We start from the raw sequence: 20,109 nt of genomic DNA on the forward strand, positions 1-20,109 counted from the left end.
TTTATATCTCCCCGCCCCTCACTTTGGGCCCGGCCCCCCCCCCCCCCCTGCCCGTTTCCCCGCTTTGTTTGTTCCGGGGGGCCGCCCCCCCCCCCCGGGGGGGCGCGACGGGGTGATTACTTGAGCATTCCGCCCGCGTCGATCGGCAGGGGCACGCCGGTGACGTAGCGAGCCTCGTCGGAGGCCAGGTACAGCACCGCGTTGCTGACATCCTCGGGCTCGATCCAGGCCACCGGCAGGGTGTGGAACAACCGGGCGATCGGCTCGAGGTCGGCGGGGCCGGGGCTCTCCAGATCCGGGCGGAACAGCTTGTAGGTGCCCTCGTTCATCACCATGGGCGTGTTCACGTGCGTCGGGTGGACCGAGTTCACCCGGATGGAGTGCTGCGCCAGTTCCACCGCGAAGGTCCGCATGAGTCCGACGACACCGTGCTTGGCCGCGACATAGTGGCCGATATTGGGATAGGCCTTGAGCCCGCCCACCGAGCTCGTCAGGATTATCGAGCCGCCGCGCTCACCGGCGATCACATGCGGCACAGCGGCTTTCACCGATTTCCAGACGCCGCCGAGGTTGACGTCGATCATGTCGTCCCACAGGTTCTCCTGCAGATCGACCAGCGCGCCGCCCTCGTTGCCGATCCCGGCGTTGGCGACGATGATGTCGAGCCTGCCCAGTTCGGCGACCGCGCCGTCGACCGCGACCTTGAGCCCGTCGTAGTCGCGGACATCGACCTCGGCGGTGACCACGCGACGGCCCTGTGCCCGGATGAGGTCGGCGGTGGTCGCCAGATCCTCCGGGGTCGACATCGCGAACGGCACGTTGTCGAGTTGCTTACAGACATCGATGGCGATGATGTCGGCGCCTTCCTGCGCCAAGCGCAGCGCGTGGCTGCGGCCTTGCCCGCGCGCGGCTCCGGTGATGAACGCGACCTTGCCTTCGACCCGTCCGGTCATGATTACCTACCTCTGTCGTTGTTGTAGTGGTCAGGATTGGGGAGTGAAGCGGATGTGCAGTTCGCTGAGCCCACGCAGCAGGAAGGTGGGTTCGTACTCGTAGGTGCGCGCGTCGACCGGACCGTGCTTGTCCGCGTCGATCTCGATGTCGAGCAGCCGGTCCAGGATCCGTTCGATCGAGACCCGACCCTCGACCCGCGCGAGCGGGCCGCCCGGGCAGGTGTGCACGCCGCGACCGAACGCGATGTGCTCACGGAAGTTGTCGCGGTCGAGACGGAACTCGTGCGGGTCCTCGAATCGGCGCGGATCGCGATTGGCCGCGCCGGGGCAGAACATCACCAGGCCGCCGGCCGGGATGTCCACCTCACCGACGGTGGTCGCGCGGCGAGCGAGCCGGAACCCGCTCTTGACCGGTGCGTCCATCCGCAGGGTTTCCTCGATGAAGTTCGGGATCAAGGTGCGGTCCTCGCGCAATCGCTGCTGCACGTCGGGGTGATCGCCCATGAACCGCACCGCCGCGCCCAGCACCTTGGCCGTGGTCTCCTGCCCGGCGGCGAACAAGAAGGTCGCCGACCGCGCCACATCGAGGACCTCCGGTGTGGTGCCGTCCGGATACTTCGCCAGCGCCAACGACGTCAGTACGTCGTCGCGTGGCTCGTTGCGGCGATCGGTGATGTAGGAGACGAATTTCTCGTCCAGCCAGGCCAACGGGTTGCTCGAGAGCGCTTCGTTGTCGATCGCACCGGGTCGGGCACCCGGCTGGGGCGCGCCGAGCACGACACGGAATTGCTGGTGATCGACTTCGGGAACGCCGAGCATATCCGCGACGACCAAGAGCGCGAACGGCTTGGCGTACTGGGATAGGAATTCACATTGGCCGGCCTCGACGAATTCGTCGAGCTGCTGGTCGGCCAGCCGCCACATGAATTCTTCGTTTTCTTTCAAGCGGGCGGGCGTGAGCAGACGATTCAACACCGACCGCGCGAAGGTGTGTTGCGGCGGGTCCATCGTCACCATGTGCTCGAACATCGGCAACTCGGTCCGATGCTGGTCGATGAGGTCGCTGATATCGTCGCCGACCGGCGTGAACGGCAGTGGCGGGAAGGGTCCGCCGACGGCGACAGCCGAGGAGAAGATCGACGAATCCTTCAGTACCTCAGCCGATTCCTCATATCCGGTGACGGCGTACACACCGAAGTGCGGTTCCTGGGTCACCGGGCACTTCGACCGCAGATGATCGAAATAGGGATGGGGATCGGGAATCAGATCCGGGTCGGTGAAGTAGTTCACTGTATCGAAATCGGTCACGGAGAACTCCAGGTGATCGGGAAGCCGCGACAAAGACGCGCACTTCGATGGTAACAACCATATTCATTTTTGAGAACCTCATTCCCGCAAGACAGCACGGAACTCCGCGCGGTCGAGCGGGTAGAGGATTAGGGCAGGTAGACCCGGCTGGCCAGCCAGCGTCCGTTGACGAGTTCCATCGTCATCTGGACCCGGCTGTGGTCGACGCGCGGATCGGCGGCGGCGATATTGGTGACCGTCTGATCGATGAACAACAGCACTTCGACCTTGGTCTCGGATTTCGATTTCACCGCGGCATCGAGCACGGTCCCGGTGCCGGTCGCCTTGTTCTCGAGCAACAGCTGGCGCAGCTGACCGCTCGACCGGGTGTACATGTCCTTGAACTCGCCGGTCGATCCGTCCAGCACCGCCGCGAAATCACGATCGAGGTGGTTGGAGTCCACGCTGGTCAAGGTGACGGCGTAGGCCCGCGCCGCCGCGAGCCCGGCTTCGGCGGCGGCGTCGGTGTCGGACTTCTCGTCGAGTTTCCAGCCGAGGAAGCCGGCCACCACCAGCGCTGCCACGGCGGCCACCACGGTGACCGGCGCGGCGATCCGGCGCGCGATCGCCCGCACCCGCTGCAGCTTCGTCGGGCCTGCCTGTTTCGGCTCTTCGGTCGGCGCCGGATCAGAATCCGCCGATGTCTTCACTACCGCCGGTTCGAGCAATTCGGTCTCGGTCTTGGTGTCCGTGTCGTTCATAGCGATTCCTAGCGTGGTGGTGTGCGGTGCGAGTCCGGAGCCGTTCACCGAGGTACCGGCGTCGACAGATCCGGCCCGGCGAAGGTGAGCGGGAGGGTCCATGGTCCGAGCGGAGTCGGGATCGCCTGCGTCGCGGTCGCCTGTCCCGGCGGCGGCGGACCGGGGACACGCGAACCCGGCGGGCGCGGTGCGTTGCGCGCACCGCGGATGAGGACAGACGGGTCCTCGTTCGGGCAATAGGTGTAGAGGTAGGGCTCGGGGAAGTCCGGCTGCGACGGTGAATGTCGCGGCAGGTTGTAATCGCAGGAGTAGCGGGGGTACAGATTCACCAGCCCCCAGAGGCCACCGTCGTGGAATGCCGCGGTGAGGTTGCCCAGCGTCGAGCCCGCCCGCTCGGTCGGGAAGAAGAACTCACGCAGGGCAGGCACTCGCGAGTTCGCCATGTCGGCCACCGTGGTGAGGTTGCCGAGCAGGTCGACCACGCCGGGCGAGTTCTGGTCAAGCACCGCGTCCAGCGCACCGAGCGTTCCCGGCGCCGCGCCGAGCAGATCGACGAATCCGCCCGACTTCGCCTCCACGCCCGACATCACTCGTGCCGCGTCACCGGCGAATTCACCCAGTCCCGGCGAGGCGGCGGCCGCGGTGCTCAGCACCGTCCGGCTGTCGCGCAGCAGCCCGACCGTTTGGGGCAGCACCGAATCCAAGGTGGAGACGAGAAAGATGCCACCGTCGATGATGTCGGAGAGCTTGCGCGGGCCCTGCTCGCTCACCCCGAGTTCCTTGACGATCGCCGCCAGCCGCGCCGGATCCACCTGTGCGAGCGTGGTATCCAGCTGCGCGAGGGTCTGCCACAGCGGCACCGGCGTCGAAGTCCGCTCCACCTCGATCTCGGCGCCGTCGGCCAGGTAGGGGCCGTCGTCGTCGACGGGGCGGAAATCGAGGTACTGCTCGCCTGCCAGCGACAGGCTCGCGACCCGGACCGCGCCGCCGACGGGCACCCGGGCCTGCGCGTCGATCGCCGCGGTGGCCACCAATCCGGTCGAAGTCAGCTCGATCGCGGTGACCTCACCGATCGGGACACCGCGCAAGGTGACATTCTGCCCGGTCAACAGCCCACCGGACTGTGCGAGGTGCACCCGGACGGTCATGGTGGCCGCCGTGGGGTCGACGCCGAGGGCGCCGAACAGCAGATACGCGATGCCGACGATCAGGGTCAGCACCAGCGCGCCGCTGGACAGGATGGACCGGAACCGGCTGCCGAGCACGGCCGCGCCGACCACGACGCGCGCGGGCACGCCGAGCACGAGCCGAAATCGCTGCGCAGGTGTCATCGCCCCGCTCCCGTCACGCGCTGCTGCAGTTTGAGCAGGGTGTAGGTCAGGGTGCCGACGAGAGCCTGCCAGTCGCTCGCGTCCGGTATCCGGCTACCCGGATCACCGGGATGCGCCGGATCGGGCACCGCCCCGATCGTCACGTCCTGCAGATCGGCGTTCACGTGCGCCGAGGTGCCGTTGGTGATCTTGATGATCGGTCCGAGAATCGAATTCATCGCCGCGAGACTGGCATTGGGATCGGTCGAGGCCGCGTTGAGCCCGGCGGAGAGCCGGTTGACGTCGGCGACCATGCCCGCGGCGGAGCCGTCGATGGCGGGGAACTTCGCCAGGTCCCGACTGATCTGATCGACCTGCCGGATCAGCGTCAACGCCTGCTGGGAACTGTCGGTGGCGGCCGTGAGCGCCGGTCCCGCGACGTCGGCCAACTCGCCGAGCGGGCGACGCTGATCCTGCAATTGCCGGGTGAGCTGGTCGACTTCGACAAGTGCGGTGCGGATATCGGCCGATCGCGCGGCCAGTGCCTGCACCACCCTGGTCGATCTGTCCAGCAGCGCGGCGAGATTCGCGCCTCGGTCGCCGACGGCGTGTCCGAGACCGTTGACGATATTGGTCAGGTTCCGGATCACCCCACCGTTGACCAGCAGCGACGCGGTGGTGAGCAACTCCTCGATGGTGGCCGCGGCCTGGGTGGCCGACAGCGCGATGGTGTCGCCGTCGTGCAGCACCGGCCCGCCGGGAGCGGCGGCGTCGGGCGGAGTGAGCGCCACGAAGACATCGCCGAGTGGTGTGGCGGTGCGCAATTCGGCCCGGGTGCCCACCGGCAGGGCCACCCCCGGCTGAATGCGCATCGTGACCACGGCGGTGTAGTCGCGTGCCGACATCCGCGCGACCTCGCCCACGTCGGCGCCGAGTACCCGCACCTTCGCCTGCTCGGGCAGGTTCAGCGCATTGGCGAAGCCCGCGTGGATCGTATAGCCGCCCTCGCCGACGCCGGGCGCGGGCAACGGCAGATCACCCAGACCCACCGCGCAGCCGGGCACGGTAGCGAGTACCACCCCGGCCAGCAGCAGGGTCGACGCGGACCGATATCGCTGTCTCATCGTGGCAACCTCGACATCGCCTCAAGCATGTCGGTGATGCCGAAGTCCGGCCCGAAATCCTGCAATGTTCCTGTGCTGCAACCGAGTTGGCGTAGCCCCAGCACGTTGCACACCTCCTTCACCAGTTGGCCGTCGAAGAAGACCTTGTCCAGCAGCGCGTGCACCCGGACGCCGCGGTAGTCGACGTCGATGGCGTTGTAGGCGTTGTTCAGCAACAGCGGTGTCACGTCGATGAACTCGGCGATCTCCTCGCGGTAGTCCGCGAGCGCGTGGGTGACGGTGCCCGCGTTGGTCACCGTGGAGCGCAGGCTCGCACTGTTCTGGGACAGGAGGTCATCGGTCTGCTGCATGATCTGCACGATCTGCGCGCCGGTATCACCCGCGCCGATCTGGAGATCGGCCAGGACACTACTCAATTGCCCTGTCGCACTGCCGAATTCCCGGATCGTCTGGTCGTTGTCGGCCGCAGCGCGAATCAGGACCGCCAGGTGCTCGACGATGTCGGTGATCGCCTTCTGGGTCTGGGCTCCCCCGTCCTCGCCGAGCCGCAGGGCACCGGACAGTTCGTTCATCGTGGCCCGAAGTTCCGGACCGCTGCCCGAGGCGATCCGCGCGGACGTATCGAGCAGGCGCGCGATCGGACCGGTCTCGGGAGTCGCGCCGGCCAGCTGCGCGGCCATCCCGTCGGCGGCGCCGAGCAAGCGGTCGAAGTCGATGGGGGTGCGGGTGCGGTCGAGGCCGAGCTGCGCTCCGTCTGCCAGGGTGGCGCCGCCACGGTAGGCGGGTGTGAACTCGACGTGGCGATCGGTCAGTACCGAGGTCGAGACGGTCACCGCGGTCGCGTCCGCCGGGATGGCGACCTCGCCCTCGACCCGCATGGTGACCTCGACGTGGGAACCGCGCGGGGTGATGGCGGTGACCTCACCGACCGGCATCCCGAGCACGGCCACGGCGTTGCCGACGTAGAGTCCGGCGCCGTTGTCGAATCGGGCCGTCACAGTGATGGCCGAATCCGTGTCGTTCGGGCTGCCCGCGCACCCCGCGAGCGCGCCGAGTCCGAGGACCAGCACGATCCTGACCAGCGTGGCGAGTCGTGTCATTTGCAGTCCTGGAAGTAGGGGGCCAGCGAGACCTGCTCGGCACGCCCGCTCAGCGCGCACATCCAGGAATCGATCAGCGGCCCCGCGGGCGCGGTGAAGTCGACCTCGTTGGCGGTGCCCGACGCGTTCGCGAAATTGCGGATGGGGACGGGCAGGATCTGCAGGATGTTGCGCAACAGGTCGTCGTGGCGGGCGAGGCTGCCGAGCAATCCGTCGAAACCGCGCAGCAGTTCGTCGATCTTGGGCCGGTCTTCGACGACCAGCACCCTGACCTGATCCGCCAGCCGCCGCGTCGAGTCCATCAGGGTCTGGAGCGCACCGCGCCGCGCGAGAATCTCGGTGACCAGGTCGCGGCCCTGGCCCACGATGGCCGCGAGGTCGCCCTGCTGACCGTTGACCACCGTGGTCAACTGTTGCACGCCGGTCAGGAGCGCGCCGAGTTCGTTGCGACGGCTACCCAGCAGTGCGGCCAGCGAGCGCAGATTCCCCAGCAGCCCGGGCAGTACCGTCGGTACGCCGTCGAGTTGGTTGGCCAGCGCGTCGAGCGAGGTGGCGATACGGCCGGAGTCGATCTGTTCGAATGTCGCGGTGGCATTGTCGAGTGCTTGCTGCAGATCGTAGGGAACGGCGGTGCGCGACAGACCGATTCGGTGATCGGCGATCTCGCCGTCACCCGCCGGGGTCAGTTCGACGTAGCGGGCGCCGAGCAGGGTGGTCAGTTTGATGGCGGCGCGGGTGTCGGCGCCGAGGGCGGCCGATCGATCGACGCTCAGGGTGACCAGCACCCGGTCACCGGCCAGCCGCTGACCCGCGACCGTGCCGACCGGAACACCGGCGACGGTGACCCCGTCCCCCACGCGCAGACCGGCGGCCTGCGCGAACTCGACGTCGTAGCGCTGCTGTCCGACGCCGAGGGAGTTGAAACCCACCGCCCCGGCGACGATGGCGAGCAACAGTCCGAGCGCGATCAGCCCCAGCACGGCTTTCGAAGGCTGTTTCGATGTCATTGCCTCACCTGCAGATCGGTGATTGTTGGATGGCGCCGGTCGGCGAGGCCAGAGCGACGATGGTCGGTACCAGGGTGGCCAGCGCGGGCAGGAACGTCACGCCCATGTTGCACAGGTAGGTGTTGAGGTAAGACCCCTCCTGGCTCGCCCTGGCGAGCCCCTTCAGCAGCGCGGGCAGGTTGAAGCCCAGGTAGGCGAAACTGTCCTTGTTCTGCTCGAAGTGCTTGGTGAATCCTGGTTCGCGCGTGAGGAATTCGTTCAGCTGTGGCCGGACGTCCTCGACGACGGTGGCCAGGCGCCCGGTCACCGACGCGACGGTCGTCAACGACCCCATCAGCGCGTCACGGTGACGCGAGAGTCCGTCGATGATCGAGCGCGACTGGGTGAGCAGGGTGCTCACCGTACCGCTGTGCGCTGCCAGGTCGCCCACCACCTGGCTCAGGTTCGTGATCACCGCCCCGAGCACCTGATCCGGTCCGGCGACGGACTCCGCCAGGGTGGAGACCTGCGCGATCAGCAGCACCAGCGAGGTGTTGTCGCCCTGGAGCGCGGTGATCAGCGCTCCGGTCACATTGTCGACCTGCTGCGGATCCAGCCCACCGAACAGGGGCTCAAACCCGTTGAGCAGCACCGAGATATCGAACGAGGGTTCGGTGTGCTCGAGCGGGATCGTGCCGCCGGGCGCCACCTCCTGCGGTTGCCCGAAGTCGGCCAGGGAAAGGCCGAGATAGCGCTGGCCGATGACATTCTGATAGGTGATCGAGGCTTTCGTATTCCCGAAGACCTTCTGTTGTTCCTCGACCCGGAACCGCACCTCGGCGCGGTTGCCGACCAGCGCGATCCCGTCGACGCGACCCACCCGCACCCCGGCCATCCGCACATCGTCACCGGCGCGCAGGCCCGTGACATCGCTGAAGATCGCGGAGTACGTTCTCGCCGAGCCGTCCACCCCGCGGTGCAGCGTCACGAAGGTGACCCAGATCAGTCCGAGGGACACGACCAGGAACAGGCTCAGCCCGATCAGTGATCGACGAAAACTCATCGGCCGCCACCCACCGGGAGCGGACTGTCGGAGAGCAGTTGCGCCAGTACCGATTCCGCGGCGTTGGCCTCTCCGCCCAGAATCCGGCGGATCAGGTCCTGCAGTTCCGGCGCCAGCTGGGGTACCGAATACGACCGCGGATTCATACTGGGTGACAACTCCTGCTGGGGGATCGAGTCCGGTGCGGTCGTGCAACTCGGCGCGGCCAACTGGCCGTATCGGGGACAGTCCGCACGGGTGTAGGCGGTGTGCGGGCTCAACCGGAACTGGAATTTGCCGGTACCCATCTGGGTGTCGGAGTTCCAGAACTCGGCGAACCACAGATCCGAGATCGTTTTGATCCGGACCACGATCGGTGCGAAACTACCGGCTCCCTCGCCCAATACATCGAGGACCGGCACCAGATCATTCGTCACTGTGACGATCTGATCGGTATGTCGAGCCAGCCCGCCGCCCACCTTGGACAGGGTGTTGTTGCCCGCAGACAGCAGGTTCATCAGTTCGCCCTCGCGTTCGGCGACCGTGCGCAGCGGAAGCACCGCCGAGTGCAGGGCATCGAGCAGGTCCGGGGCCGCCGCGTTGAGTCCGTGCACCGCCTCGGCCATCGCGCCGAGGGTCGAGGGCCCACCATCGGGCGCGAGTAGCGCATCGAATTCCCTGGTGATCCGGTCGAGTTGCCCACCGGCGCGCACGATGTCGTCACCCCGCCGATCCGTGGCCGCGGCCACCGCGGCGAGCATTCCGACTGTGGTGTCGGACCCGACCCGCCCCGTACTCGCGATGATCTCGCGCAACTTGGTCAACGCGGTCTGCAACTGGACCGTCGCGAGGCTGCGGTCCTGAGCGATCTCAGTATCGGCGGTCAGCCCGGGGCCGGGCCCGTTGTCCACCAATTGGACCGAGGACACGGCGAAGACGTTGCTCGGCACCACCCGCGCGGTCACCGTGCGCGGCACTTTCCCGGCGTACACCGGGTCGAGCAGCAATGTCACCCGATTCGGACCGCCGTTGTCGGCGAGCGCCACCGTGGACACCGCGCCGATCAGCAGACCACGAAACTTCACGTCGGATCGGGCGGGCAGACCATCGCCGAGCTGATCCAGCATGGCGATCACTTCCACCTTGTCGTCGAAGCGGCCCGTCGACTTCATCAACAGTGCCGTGACCATGGCTACGGTCAGCACGATCAACACCACGCCACGCAGCACCAGCGAGAATGCGCCGGGACCTCGCCCATCCTTCTCGAACGGAGTCGCCGGCATCTACCCTCCCAGCCGAGCGCTGGAACCGATGCCCCAAAGACCTACGGTCAGCAGCAGATTGACCACGATCATCACCGAGATGGACGCGCGCATCGCCCGGCCCGCGGCCGTGCCGACGCCCTGGGGGCCGCCCGCGGCGTAGAAGCCGTAGTAGCACTGGATCGTCGAGGTGAGGATCACGAACAGAATCGCCTTGATCAGCGAGTACACGATGTCGGGGCCGTTGAGCACCAGCTGGAAGTAGTGCTGATAGGTGCCCGCCGACAGACCGCCGGACAGACCGACCACTATTTCCACCGCCAGGTAGTTGGCCGCCAGACAGACCAGATACAGCGGGAACATCGCGACCACCGACGCGAGGATCCTGGTACTGACCAGATACGGAACCGCGCGAATGGCCATCGCCTCCATCGCCTCGATCTCCTCGGCGATCCCCATCGCACCGAGTTGCGCGGTGAACCGGCACCCAGCCTGGGCGGCGAAAGCCAGCGAGGCCATGATGGGCGCCAATTCCCTGGTCGAGGCGGTCGAGGCGATCAACCCGACGGTGGGCTCCATGCCCAGCAGGTGCAGTGCGTTGTAGCCCTCCAGGCCCACGATCGCACCGCCCGCCGCGCCGAGCACGATGATCACGCCCGCGGTGCCGCCGCCGACGACGATCGAACCGTTTCCCCAGGTGATGTCGGACAGGATGCGCAGAAATTCCTTGCGGTAGTGCCGCAGCATCACCGGAATCGAGAACAGGGCCCGGATCAGGAACGTCCCCATATGGCCGACCCGCATCGCCCCCGCGGCCAGCCGGACCGCGGCCCGGTGCACCGGCCGCACCCCCGGCGGGTAGTACTGCGCCGCCATTACAGCCCCTGCCGCGGCAGCAAGATCATGTACAGCTGGGTGAAGGCGACGTTCACGATCATCAGCAGCAGGATCGAGGAAACCACTGTCGAGTTGACCGAATTCGCCACGCCCGCCGGACCGCCCTTGGTGGTCAGCCCTTTCTCGCAGGCGACCACGGCGACGATCGCCCCGTAGACAACAGCTTTGATCATGGTCAGCACCAGATCGTCCACGGTCGCGAAGGACGAGAACGTCGCGACGAAACTTCCCGGCGCCCCGCCCTGAACGAAGACATTGAACAGGTAGCCCGCGAGAAAGCCGACGAAGCAGACGATTCCCGTCAGCGACACCCCGATCAGTACCCCGGCCGCCAGCCGGGGGACGACCAGGCGGCGGATCACCGAGACACCCATGATCTCCATGGCGTCCAGTTCGTCGCGGATCTTGCGCGACCCGAGATCCGCGCAGATCGCCGAGCCGACCGCCGAAGCCATCAGCAGCGCCGCGACCATCGGCGCCCCCTGCCGGATCACCGCGAGCCCGCTCGCCGCACCGGCGAGCGAGGTCGCTCCGACCTGCCCGGCCAGCAACCCGAACTGGATGGACAGCGTCACTCCGATCGGCAGGGCGACAAAGATCGTCGGCAAGGCCGCCGACGACGCCATGAACGCGGCCTGTCTGACGAACTCCTGGAACGCGAATCGACCGGTGACCGTGTCGATGGCGAGAAAGCGCACAGCGCGCATGCCGAGGACGAATTGGCCACCGACCGTTTCCAAGGCGGCAATCGGGTGTCGGCGCAGATAGCCGCGCGCCCACTCGGCTATCTCACGATCGGCCGTTGCCATGGTCAACTCGCGGAGACCAATCCAGCAGTGGTCCGTGACGCGCTGACACGGAACATCTCGGTGGGGCCGACTTCTTCGGCGGGGAATCCCGCCGTAGCCAAGGCGCAGGCTTTGAACGCGCGCGCGGCCCGGCTGACGCGATGGTGGGTGATCTTCACTCGATCCGCCAGTTCGGCCGGAAGGGCATCGCCCCACAGCGACAGCTCGGCCGAACGGTGGTCGAGACAGTCCAGAATGCCATCGCGCACACGACAGTCCGCGACCATCTGGGTGGGTACAGCCACCGCATGCGGCCAGGTGTCGTGTTTCGGGGCCGCCAGCGACTGTTCGATATCGAGCACAGTGGCACCGAGGATCTGCAACGGGCGCACGTCGGAGTGGTCGTCGACGAGCACGGTCACTTCCCACCCGGCGGTTGTTCGATCGAAGAGCCAACCTCCCGCGTAGCGAACAACTTCCACGGCATTCGGCGCGACGATGGCCAGGCGATATCGCAGCGGATGCCGGCGGGCGTGGGCTCTCCAGTGGGCGGAATCAACGAATTGTGCGGCCATGTGCTTCCCATCCAAACTTCGAATCTGAAGATCTCGACAGGTGCGCCCCACGCCCGGATTTCGATCGCTCGGAGCCCCTGCCGACCACACGGTAATCCGGTTACTCAGCATGTGACAGCAGTCTCATCCAAGTAACTAGTGATCTACGTCACATTGATTTGCCCTTGACGTACAACCCTGAAATTCGCCTTACCGCAGGTCATTCGGGTTGTTCGAGCCGTCGGCCGGCGGGATCCGTCCGTGCCTAGCGGGCGGGCCCGTAAGGACCAGCCAACGAGGGATACACGAGCGGCGACGAGCCCTCCTCGCCCTCGGCCACCCGAACGCGCGCCGCCTCGGCCACGCTGCCACTGGTCAATCGGTCGATCGCACGCTCGAGCATGGGCAGGATCTCGGTCACATCGAGATCCTTGTCGACGAATCGACCGGTCAACGCGTAGATCAAATTGGTGACGATCAGTCCGACGTCCTCGACATAGTCGCGATCGTAGCCATCGAACAACATCGCGGCGACCGGCAGCACGGCGCTCACACCCTGTGCGTCCAATTGCCGACCACCGATGCCGCTGCGCGCGCGATGGTAGGCCTCGAGCATTCTGGGATTGCGTTCCCACGGCTCGAAGACGTGCCGGATGACGCGGACCAACCCGTCGCGCAGCGATTCACCCGGAACAGGCAACTCCAGTTCGGCATAGCTGTTGATCGCCATCCACCGGGTGACAGCGGCGACCATCAACTCGTCACGGGTGGCGAACTTCTTGTATACCGTCGCGAGCGAAACCTGGGCCCGACGCGCGACCTCCTTGAGCTGCAGATCGTCGTACCCATCCGACATCAACATCTCCATCACGACGTCGATGATCCGGACCGAGGAGTCCGTTTCCGGTGACCGTTTCACTCCACCACGGTATCGCCGCTGGTCGACTGACCTACTCCCGGGCCGACCGTCTCGACTCCGCAGACCTGGCGCTCTTCATCGATGAGCCGACGCCGATCGTGATGGCACCACCGTCGCGGGCAACCCGGCGGCGGGACCGAACCGGCGGGATTCCGCGACGCTCCGACCTAGACTACTGCCGATCAGCGGGTGGGTTTTCCGGAATTCTCACACGCGCAACCAACAGATAGGCGATGCGGTCGAGACCAAGGGTGAGTCGATGTACAACGGCAAGACGCTGCGGGACTGGTGGCACGATCCTGTCGACTACCGATGGCTCGTCCGCACGCTGGCCGCCAGGTCGGCGCTGGTTCCGCTGAAGATTCTGATCGGCCTCGCGGGAGCCGCGATCGCGGTGATGGGCGCGGTGATCGCGGGAACACCGGTGGGACCGCCCGGCCATCCCGGCCTCGCTTCGACAATCGGAGTGCTGTCGGGAACCCTGTGGGCGGCGCGCTGGTGGCTGCTGACCTGGCCGAGCAGGACCGAGTCGCTGATCCTGATCGCCTGCGCCGATGTGCTGTTCACGGTGGAATTCCTCCAGTTGCAGGATCGACTGTTCGGGGCGATGGGCACCGTCCTGCTCCTCGGCACCGGCAGCTACCTGAGCTTTTTCCACAGCGCCAAAGCACTGGCCGTGCATTCGGTGTGGTCGCTGCTCTCGGTGGTGGTGTTCTCGGTGCGGATCGCCACCGGCGGCGGGAGCATCGAACTCGCCCTCGCGGTCGCATTGCTACTCGCTTCGGTGGTCAGCGCGGTGCCCGCGTTCCAGCTGCTCTATTCGTTGCTGCGCACCGAGTCGCAGTCGGACCCGCTCACCGACCTGCTGAACCGCCGCGGTCTCGAGAACCGGCTGCAACAGCTGATGGACCGCAATCCCGCGATGTGTGTCATCTGCTTCGACCTCGACCGGTTCAAGAGCGTCAACGACACCTGGGGCCACCGCATCGGCGACATCGTCTTGATGCGCACCGCCCGGCGGCTGCGCGATGCCGCCGGGGAGATGGCGGTCGTGGCGCGGACGGGCGGGGAGGAATTCGTGGTGGCTGCCCCGATCTCCGCGGCCGCCGCGCGCAGGGAAGCCGAACGGCTGTGCCGAGTGGTCGCCGAACCGCCGGAAACCACGGTGGCTGTCACCGCGAGCGTCGGTGTGGCGATTTTCGACGCGACGATCTGTCCACGCTGCCCCTGCCCGACCGCGGACCGACTGCTGCAATCCGCCGACGCGGCGATGTACCGGGCCAAGCAGTCCGGCGGGAACCTGGTGGTGGTGGACGAACTCAGCCCGCCGCCGGACCACCGCCACCCGGACGACCCGGACAACAGCCGGTAGCGCCGACCGTTGCCCGGCGATCAGGCCGCCGCCGCGCCGGACCTGTTCACATCGGGCACGATGGTGATCATGGACCTCCGCATCTTCACCGAACCCCAGCAGGGCGCCGACTACGACACGTTGCTGTCGGTGGCCCGCGCCGCCGAGGAGCTCGAATTCGACGCGTTCTTCCGCTCCGACCACTACCTCGCCATGGGCGATGCCTCGGGCCTGCCCGGCCCCACCGATGCCTGGATCACCCTGGCCGGGCTGGCCAGAGACACCTCGCGTATCCGGCTGGGCACCCTGGTCACCGCCGCGACCTTCCGGCTGCCGGGGCCGCTGGCCATCCAGATCGCCCAGGTGGATCAGATGTCGAACGGGCGGGTCGAACTCGGTCTCGGCAGCGGCTGGTTCGCCGCCGAACACGCCGCGTACGGAATCCCGTTCCCGGACAACAGGTTCGGCCTGCTCGAAGAGCAACTGGCCGTCATCACCGGACTGTGGGACACCAAGCCGGGGGCGACGTTCAGCTTCGAGGGCGCCCACTATCAGCTCACCGACTCCCCCGCCCTGCCCAAGCCCGTGCAAGACCCGGTGCCCGTGATCATCGGCGGCAACGGCAAGGTCCGCACCCCGCGCCTGGCGGCCCGCTATGCCACCGAGTTCAACATGCCGTTCGCCTCGATCGCCGACAGCGCCGCCCAGTTCGACCGCGTGCGCGCCGCGGTGCGCGCGGCCGGGCGCACCGACGAACTGATCTACTCCAACGCCCTGGTCGCCTGCGTCGGGCGCACCGACGCCGAGGTAGCGCGCCGGGCCGCCGCGATCGGCCGCGAGGTGGACGAACTGAAGAGCAACGGCCTGGCAGGCTCCCCCGCCGAGGTCGTCGACAAGATCGCCCGCTACCGCGAGATCGGCGCGAGCCGGATCTACCTCCAGATCCTCGATCTCGCCGATCTCGATCACCTGGAACTCATTGCCGCCGAGGTGCAATCGCAGCTCTGAGAGCGAAATCCGGTCAGGGAAGCAGACCCAGCGCGGTGCGGCCGACCACGTCGAGGATCGCGTCGGTGTTGGGGGGATGGAGTTGTCCGGTGCGGACGTCGCGGTAGAGGCGTTCGAGTTCGTTGCGGCGACTGACCGACGACGCGCCGACCACCTGCACCGCGGTGTCGACGACGTTCTTGGCTGTCCTGGTGGCGAATTCCTTCGCCGAGAACAGACGCGGAATCGCCCACACGCCGAGCTCGACGCCGGCGTCCGCGTCCCGGGTCGCCGTCTCGAGCAGTGCGTACGCGGCGTCGAGCTGGATTTCGGCTTCGGCGATCTGGCGTTGTACCGCCGGTTTGCCGGCGTGGGCCTCGACACCGGGGACCAGCGAGGAGCGGGTGCCGGCGTGCAGGATCGCGACATCGAGCGCCCGCCTGGCGATCCCGAAGTAGACATTGGCCAGCAGCGGCAGGTACCAGCCGAGGATGCCGTTGATCAGCGGGGGGTAGGCACCGCCGGGCGCGTGCGTTCCCGCGAGCGTCGCGGCTTCGGCACGGGCGTTGTCGAAGATCGTGTCGTCGCTGCGGGTCGCCCGCACGCCGAGGGTGTCCCAGGTTTCCTCGGTGCGCACCCCCGGCTGGTCGCGGGCGACGAACAGGTGCACGATGCGCGGGTCGGCGGGGTCGGAGTCGTCACGGGCGTGGATACCCACCGAGGTCCACACCGGGCCCAGCGAGGTGAAGGTCTTGCGGCCGTCGACGCGGTAGGAGCCGTCGGGCAGGCGCCGGGCGCTCACCACCGAATCATCCAGTCCCACATCGTTTCCGCGTTCACCGTGACCGGCCGCGAACACCTCACCGTCGCGAACCGCGGCGAGCAACCAGCTGAAGTCCTCGGCACCGGAGACGGTCAGCGCGGCAGCGGGCCCGGTCCAGTACAGGTGCATGTTCACCGCGAGCGCGGTCGCGGGTGCCCAATACGCCAATTGCCTTTGCTCCCTGGACAATTCGCTGAGCGACAGGCCCCGGCCACCGTACTGCGGCGGCAGCGCGGCGCGCAGGTACCCGGCCTCGCGCAGTTCCTCGAAATCCTCGGTGAAGAAGGCGTTTTCAGCGTCGTAACCGGCCGCGCGGGCGTGGAACCGGTGGTAGTCCTCGGTGCTGAAGAAGGCGCTCGGCGCGGCGGCCGCCGAGAGCGGGGAGGTGCTGCTGGCAACGACGGTGGGTGTGACGGTGCTGGTCATCGCTGGTCTCCCGGGTTCGCCTCGGCGGCGAGATCGATGGCTTGCGCGAATCGGCGCGACTCCGAATGTGGCAAGTATCGCGGGCCGACCGGGCCGCGGTGAAGCAATAGAATCGGCCCGATCACATCCCGAACGTCAGTAGAAGACCGGCCCGGGAACGCCGCCCCCGGCCGCGATGGCATCGCCGGTGATGGCGATGCTGCGTGGCGAGGCCAGGAACGTCACCACATCGGCGACCTCACCCGCGTCGATGATCCGGCGAATCGAATTCTTGGCCAACTCTGATTCCAGCTCGGCCACGTCGCCACCCTCTTGCTCGACCTGGCGGGTGAGACGTTCGGTGAGCCGTTCGGTGCGGGTGAGGCCCGGGTGCACGACTGTCACATTCACCCCGTGCGGCCCCAGCTCGTCGGCGAGGTTCTTGGTCAACGCCGAGACGCTCACGTTGCGGATGGTCTGCCCGATCGAATTGGCCTGCCGCGCACCGAGCCCGCTGATGTTGATGATGCGACCCCACCCCTGCTCCACCAGATGGGGTGCGACAGCACGTGCGGTGCGCAGGTATCCGAGCACCTTGATCTCGACTTCCCTGCGCACGATCTCGTCGGTGGTGGCTTGCAGATCGCCGCCCGCGCCCGCGCTCCACGGTGTGGCGGCGGAGTTCACCAGGATGTCCACGCCACCGAGTTCGGTGACGGTGCGCGCGACGAGTTCTTTCACCTGCTCGTCGTCGCCGGTGTCGGTCGGTACCGCGATCACCCGTCGTCCCGATTGCCGAGCGATCTCGTCGGCGGCAGCGCGCAGCGGTTGCGCCGACCGTGCCGCGAGCACCACATCCACCCCCTCCGCCGCGAGCCCCCGCGCGATGGCCAGACCGATTCCCTTGCTCGCGCCGGTGACGATCGCCCGTTTCCCATCCAGTCCCAGATCCATGGCCCGACGCTAACAATCCCACCCGCAACGCCACACGCCCCAGCTCGAGATGATCGAAACCCGCAGCAGCCGGGGCTTCTCGCGACGTCCGGCGCACCGCGTAGGATATCGCCTGTCCGTAGGGAAGACCGGTGCGAGTCCGGGGCTGTCCCGCAACTGTGAGGCTCGTTCCCGAGCCGAAGCCAGATACCTGCGGATGAACTGTTGAAACGGTCGTGATCACGTGGGTATTGATCGATGCGCCGAACCGAGCCACACCGGTTGTGGCTTGTTTGCGCATGTCTTCGTCGCGTGTGAGCCCACGCGATAGGAGCATCCATGCAGCCGTCGAATCTGCGCCGCCGTACCTTCCTGCTCGGTGGCGCGCTCGCCGCGGGCACGGCCCTGGTCGGGTGCAACCGCTCGTCCGGGAACTCCGTCGACACTTTCACTGCCGCGTTCCAGGGCTCCGGTGCCGGTGAGGGCATCGATCCCGGTGTGAACACGCCGTTCATCGACGAGGCTCGGATGAAATCGGTCTACGACGGACTGTTCGAGATCGATGAGACGATGACCCCGATCCCGCGCCTGGCATCAGCCGCGGAGCCGAACAACGACGGCACGCGGTGGCGCATAACCCTGCGAGACGCCTTCTGGCACAACGGGAAAGCCGTCGGCGCCGATGACGTGCTCTACACCTTCTCGAGGGTGCTCGGACCTCCGCAGCGCCGCCCGTTCATCGCCGCCTCCTCGCTCGACAAGGTCGACCTAGCCCAGAGCCGCGCGATCGATGCGCGCACGGTGGAGATCGTCTTGAAGGAGCCCTCTTTTGAGTTCCTGATCGCGTTGTCGGCCTATGGGACCAAGATCGTTCCGAACGGGGCCACCGACTTCGAGCGACCGGTGGGGACCGGCCCCTTCGTGTTCGAGTCCTTCACGGCGGGCAGGGAATTCGTTGCTACCGCCAACGATCGCTACTGGGACGGCGCCCCGTCGATCCGGCGACTGCGCATCGTCAGCGCGGAGTCCGATGCCCGGCTCGCAGCGGTACAGAGCGGCGAGATCGACTACGCCGACAACCTCACCCCGTCGGCAGCACGGACCCTGCAGGGTCGGCGCGGCCTGACGCTCGCGGCGACCCCCAACAGTGGCATCTACTTCTTCGCGATGAAGACCGACCGTGCCCCGTTCGACAACCCGGATGTGCGCCGGGCGGTCATGCGGATGCTCGACCGCGACGAGCTGGTCAAGGTCGCGCTCGAGGGCAACGGCGAGGTCGGCAACGATGTGTTCGGCAAAGGCTTCCAGTACTACGCCGACCTGCCCCAACACACCTACGATCCCGACGAGGTGGGCCGGTTGCTGCGCCGCGCCGGGGTGCGTGACCTGTCGTTCGACCTGTTCACCGCGCCGGTGGCGCACGGCTTCGTGGAGTCGGCAAGGCTTTTCGCCGAACACGCGGGCCGCTGTGGGGTGAAGGTCAACGTCGTCCTCGGTTCCAAGGACACCTATTACACCGACGCGCTCAACACCGGTCATCTCACGATGGGCCAGTCCGGGCCACTGCCTGTTCCGAACCATTTCGCGTCACGACTGCTCACCGGGTCGCCGCAGAATCGGACGAAGTGGTCCGATGCAGAGTTCGACGCGCTCTACGTCAAGGCACAGTCGACACCCACCGTGGAAGGACGTGCGGCGATCTACCGAACGATGCACGAAATCCTGTACGACCGTGGCGGCTTCGTCTTCTTCGGCAACACCGCCTGGAACAGCGCCGCGGGCGATCGTTTTCAGCAACTGCCCGCCGCGGTACCGAACTCGCACGGCTGGGCCCGATTCGACGAGGTGAATGCTCGATGACCGGACTGGACGCGGCGACGGCGCGGTACTGGCTCGAACGCTGGGACCGCCAGCAGGAGCACTACATGCCCGATCGCGAGCAGCGATTCGAGGTGATCGGCGATGTGTTGGACGAACTCGGTGACCGCGACGACTTGTTGATCGTCGATCTCGGGGTCGGTCCGGGAACCCTGTCGCAGCGGCTGCTCGACCGGTTCCCCGACGCCTGCGTTGTCGGCGTGGACGCCGACCCGCTGCTGCTCGGTCTCGCCGAACCGGCCTTGGCTTCGCCACGCTTCCGGACAGTGAATGCCGACCTGCGATCCGAGGGCTGGCTCGACGCACTGGATCTGGAGCGAGTCCCGGACGCGTTCGTCAGCACCACCGCCCTGCACTGGATGAATCGGGATCCGTTGCGTGCGCTGATCAAGACCTGCGTGCAAGCGCTGAAACCCGGCGGGTTGTTCGTCAACGGTGATCACCTGTACGAGGGCCCATCCGGGACCGGGCTCGATGCTCTGGGCAAATCGTTGACCGCGCGCCGCGCCGCGCGACAAGGAACCGGGGACGCCGAGGACTGGGCGGCCTGGTGGGACGCTGTGAACCGAGCACCCGAGCTCGCCGACCTCGTGCGGGCCCGCGACGGCGGATTCGAGCACACCGTGCACGATCGCCCGACCGTGCACGACTACGTCGCCTTCGCCCGCGACGCGGGATTCGCCGAGGCCGGCATCGTCTGGCAGTACGGTGACGACCGCATCGTGGTCGGTATCCGGTAGCGTCCGTGC

Annotated in this window: 19 protein-coding genes and 1 riboswitch; of the genes, 4 read left to right on the forward strand and 15 right to left on the reverse strand. The window is 67.0% G+C overall.

Annotated elements, in window-relative coordinates; translation table 11 throughout:
• Positions 1–116: 116 nt before the first annotated feature.
• The 13 genes from ACFQ9R_RS11110 to ACFQ9R_RS11170 all read right to left on the reverse strand — a co-directional run bounded on the left by ACFQ9R_RS11110 (position 117) and on the right by ACFQ9R_RS11170 (position 12,983).
• The gene (locus tag ACFQ9R_RS11110; protein WP_067444693.1) at positions 117–953 is read right to left on the reverse strand and encodes a mycofactocin-coupled SDR family oxidoreductase; all 837 of its coding nucleotides are present in this window, start codon (positions 951–953) and stop codon (positions 117–119) included.
• Between the two features lie 30 nt (positions 954–983).
• Positions 984–2,261 carry a cytochrome P450 gene (locus ACFQ9R_RS11115; protein WP_067445216.1) on the reverse strand — a complete coding sequence of 426 codons (1,278 nt, stop codon included), beginning with the start codon at positions 2,259–2,261 and terminating at the stop codon, positions 984–986.
• Between the two features lie 128 nt (positions 2,262–2,389).
• Positions 2,390–3,001, reverse strand: coding sequence for a hypothetical protein (locus ACFQ9R_RS11120; protein WP_378990275.1), 612 nt, complete (start codon positions 2,999–3,001; stop codon positions 2,390–2,392).
• A gap of 44 nt (positions 3,002–3,045) precedes the next feature.
• A complete protein-coding gene (locus ACFQ9R_RS11125; protein ID WP_378990276.1) occupies positions 3,046–4,332 on the reverse strand; it encodes an MlaD family protein in 1,287 nt (428 codons plus the stop codon).
• Positions 4,329–5,435, reverse strand: coding sequence for an MlaD family protein (locus tag ACFQ9R_RS11130; RefSeq protein ID WP_378990277.1), 1,107 nt, complete (start codon positions 5,433–5,435; stop codon positions 4,329–4,331). The genes ACFQ9R_RS11125 and ACFQ9R_RS11130 overlap by 4 nt, the downstream gene beginning before the upstream one ends.
• Positions 5,432–6,535 carry an MCE family protein gene (locus ACFQ9R_RS11135; RefSeq protein WP_378990279.1) on the reverse strand — a complete coding sequence of 368 codons (1,104 nt, stop codon included), beginning with the start codon at positions 6,533–6,535 and terminating at the stop codon, positions 5,432–5,434. Before ACFQ9R_RS11135 ends, ACFQ9R_RS11130 begins: the two co-directional genes overlap by 4 nt.
• Complete coding sequence (locus ACFQ9R_RS11140; RefSeq protein WP_378990280.1) at positions 6,532–7,542, reverse strand: MCE family protein; 1,011 nt, start codon at positions 7,540–7,542, stop codon at positions 6,532–6,534. Before ACFQ9R_RS11140 ends, ACFQ9R_RS11135 begins: the two co-directional genes overlap by 4 nt.
• A 4-nt stretch (positions 7,543–7,546) precedes the next feature.
• Positions 7,547–8,584, reverse strand: coding sequence for an MlaD family protein (locus ACFQ9R_RS11145; RefSeq protein ID WP_378990281.1), 1,038 nt, complete (start codon positions 8,582–8,584; stop codon positions 7,547–7,549).
• Positions 8,581–9,846, reverse strand: a complete 1,266-nt coding sequence (locus ACFQ9R_RS11150) for an MlaD family protein (protein ID WP_378990282.1) — start codon at positions 9,844–9,846, stop codon at positions 8,581–8,583. The genes ACFQ9R_RS11145 and ACFQ9R_RS11150 overlap by 4 nt, the downstream gene beginning before the upstream one ends.
• Positions 9,847–10,701, reverse strand: coding sequence for an ABC transporter permease (locus ACFQ9R_RS11155; RefSeq protein ID WP_378990283.1), 855 nt, complete (start codon positions 10,699–10,701; stop codon positions 9,847–9,849).
• Positions 10,701–11,531: an MlaE family ABC transporter permease gene (locus ACFQ9R_RS11160; protein ID WP_378990285.1), complete on the reverse strand. Its 831-nt coding sequence runs from the start codon at positions 11,529–11,531 to the stop codon at positions 10,701–10,703. The genes ACFQ9R_RS11155 and ACFQ9R_RS11160 overlap by 1 nt, the downstream gene beginning before the upstream one ends.
• 2 nt (positions 11,532–11,533) lie before the next feature.
• Positions 11,534–12,028 carry a hypothetical protein gene (locus tag ACFQ9R_RS11165; RefSeq protein WP_378990427.1) on the reverse strand — a complete coding sequence of 165 codons (495 nt, stop codon included), beginning with the start codon at positions 12,026–12,028 and terminating at the stop codon, positions 11,534–11,536.
• Positions 12,029–12,329: 301 nt separating this feature from the next.
• Entirely contained in the window at positions 12,330–12,983 is a 654-nt protein-coding gene (locus tag ACFQ9R_RS11170; protein ID WP_378990286.1) for a TetR family transcriptional regulator, read from the reverse strand.
• Positions 12,984–13,242: 259 nt separating this feature from the next.
• Between ACFQ9R_RS11170 and ACFQ9R_RS11175 the strand changes: the two genes are divergently transcribed.
• Both ACFQ9R_RS11175 and ACFQ9R_RS11180 read left to right on the forward strand, forming a co-directional pair.
• Positions 13,243–14,355, forward strand: a complete 1,113-nt coding sequence (locus ACFQ9R_RS11175) for a diguanylate cyclase domain-containing protein (RefSeq protein ID WP_378990287.1) — start codon at positions 13,243–13,245, stop codon at positions 14,353–14,355.
• Between the two features lie 69 nt (positions 14,356–14,424).
• Complete coding sequence (locus ACFQ9R_RS11180) at positions 14,425–15,342, forward strand: LLM class F420-dependent oxidoreductase (protein ID WP_378990428.1); 918 nt, start codon at positions 14,425–14,427, stop codon at positions 15,340–15,342.
• A 13-nt stretch (positions 15,343–15,355) separates the two neighbouring features.
• Here the strand turns inward: ACFQ9R_RS11180 and ACFQ9R_RS11185 are convergent, their stop codons facing one another.
• Positions 15,356–16,570, reverse strand: a complete 1,215-nt coding sequence (locus ACFQ9R_RS11185) for an acyl-CoA dehydrogenase family protein (protein ID WP_378990288.1) — start codon at positions 16,568–16,570, stop codon at positions 15,356–15,358.
• A 135-nt stretch (positions 16,571–16,705) separates the two neighbouring features.
• Positions 16,706–17,503 carry an SDR family NAD(P)-dependent oxidoreductase gene (locus tag ACFQ9R_RS11190; protein WP_378990289.1) on the reverse strand — a complete coding sequence of 266 codons (798 nt, stop codon included), beginning with the start codon at positions 17,501–17,503 and terminating at the stop codon, positions 16,706–16,708.
• Between the two features lie 79 nt (positions 17,504–17,582).
• A riboswitch (cobalamin riboswitch) is annotated at positions 17,583–17,716 on the forward strand.
• Between the two features lie 105 nt (positions 17,717–17,821).
• Between ACFQ9R_RS11190 and ACFQ9R_RS11195 the strand changes: the two genes are divergently transcribed.
• The gene (locus tag ACFQ9R_RS11195; protein ID WP_378990290.1) at positions 17,822–19,342 is read left to right on the forward strand and encodes an ABC transporter substrate-binding protein; all 1,521 of its coding nucleotides are present in this window, start codon (positions 17,822–17,824) and stop codon (positions 19,340–19,342) included.
• Positions 19,339–20,100, forward strand: coding sequence for a class I SAM-dependent methyltransferase (locus tag ACFQ9R_RS11200; RefSeq protein WP_378990291.1), 762 nt, complete (start codon positions 19,339–19,341; stop codon positions 20,098–20,100). Before ACFQ9R_RS11195 ends, ACFQ9R_RS11200 begins: the two co-directional genes overlap by 4 nt.
• Positions 20,101–20,109: the final 9 nt, after the last annotated feature.

The organism is Nocardia sp. NPDC056541 (assembly GCF_042794235.1).
Lineage (GTDB): Bacteria > Actinomycetota > Actinomycetes > Mycobacteriales > Mycobacteriaceae > Nocardia.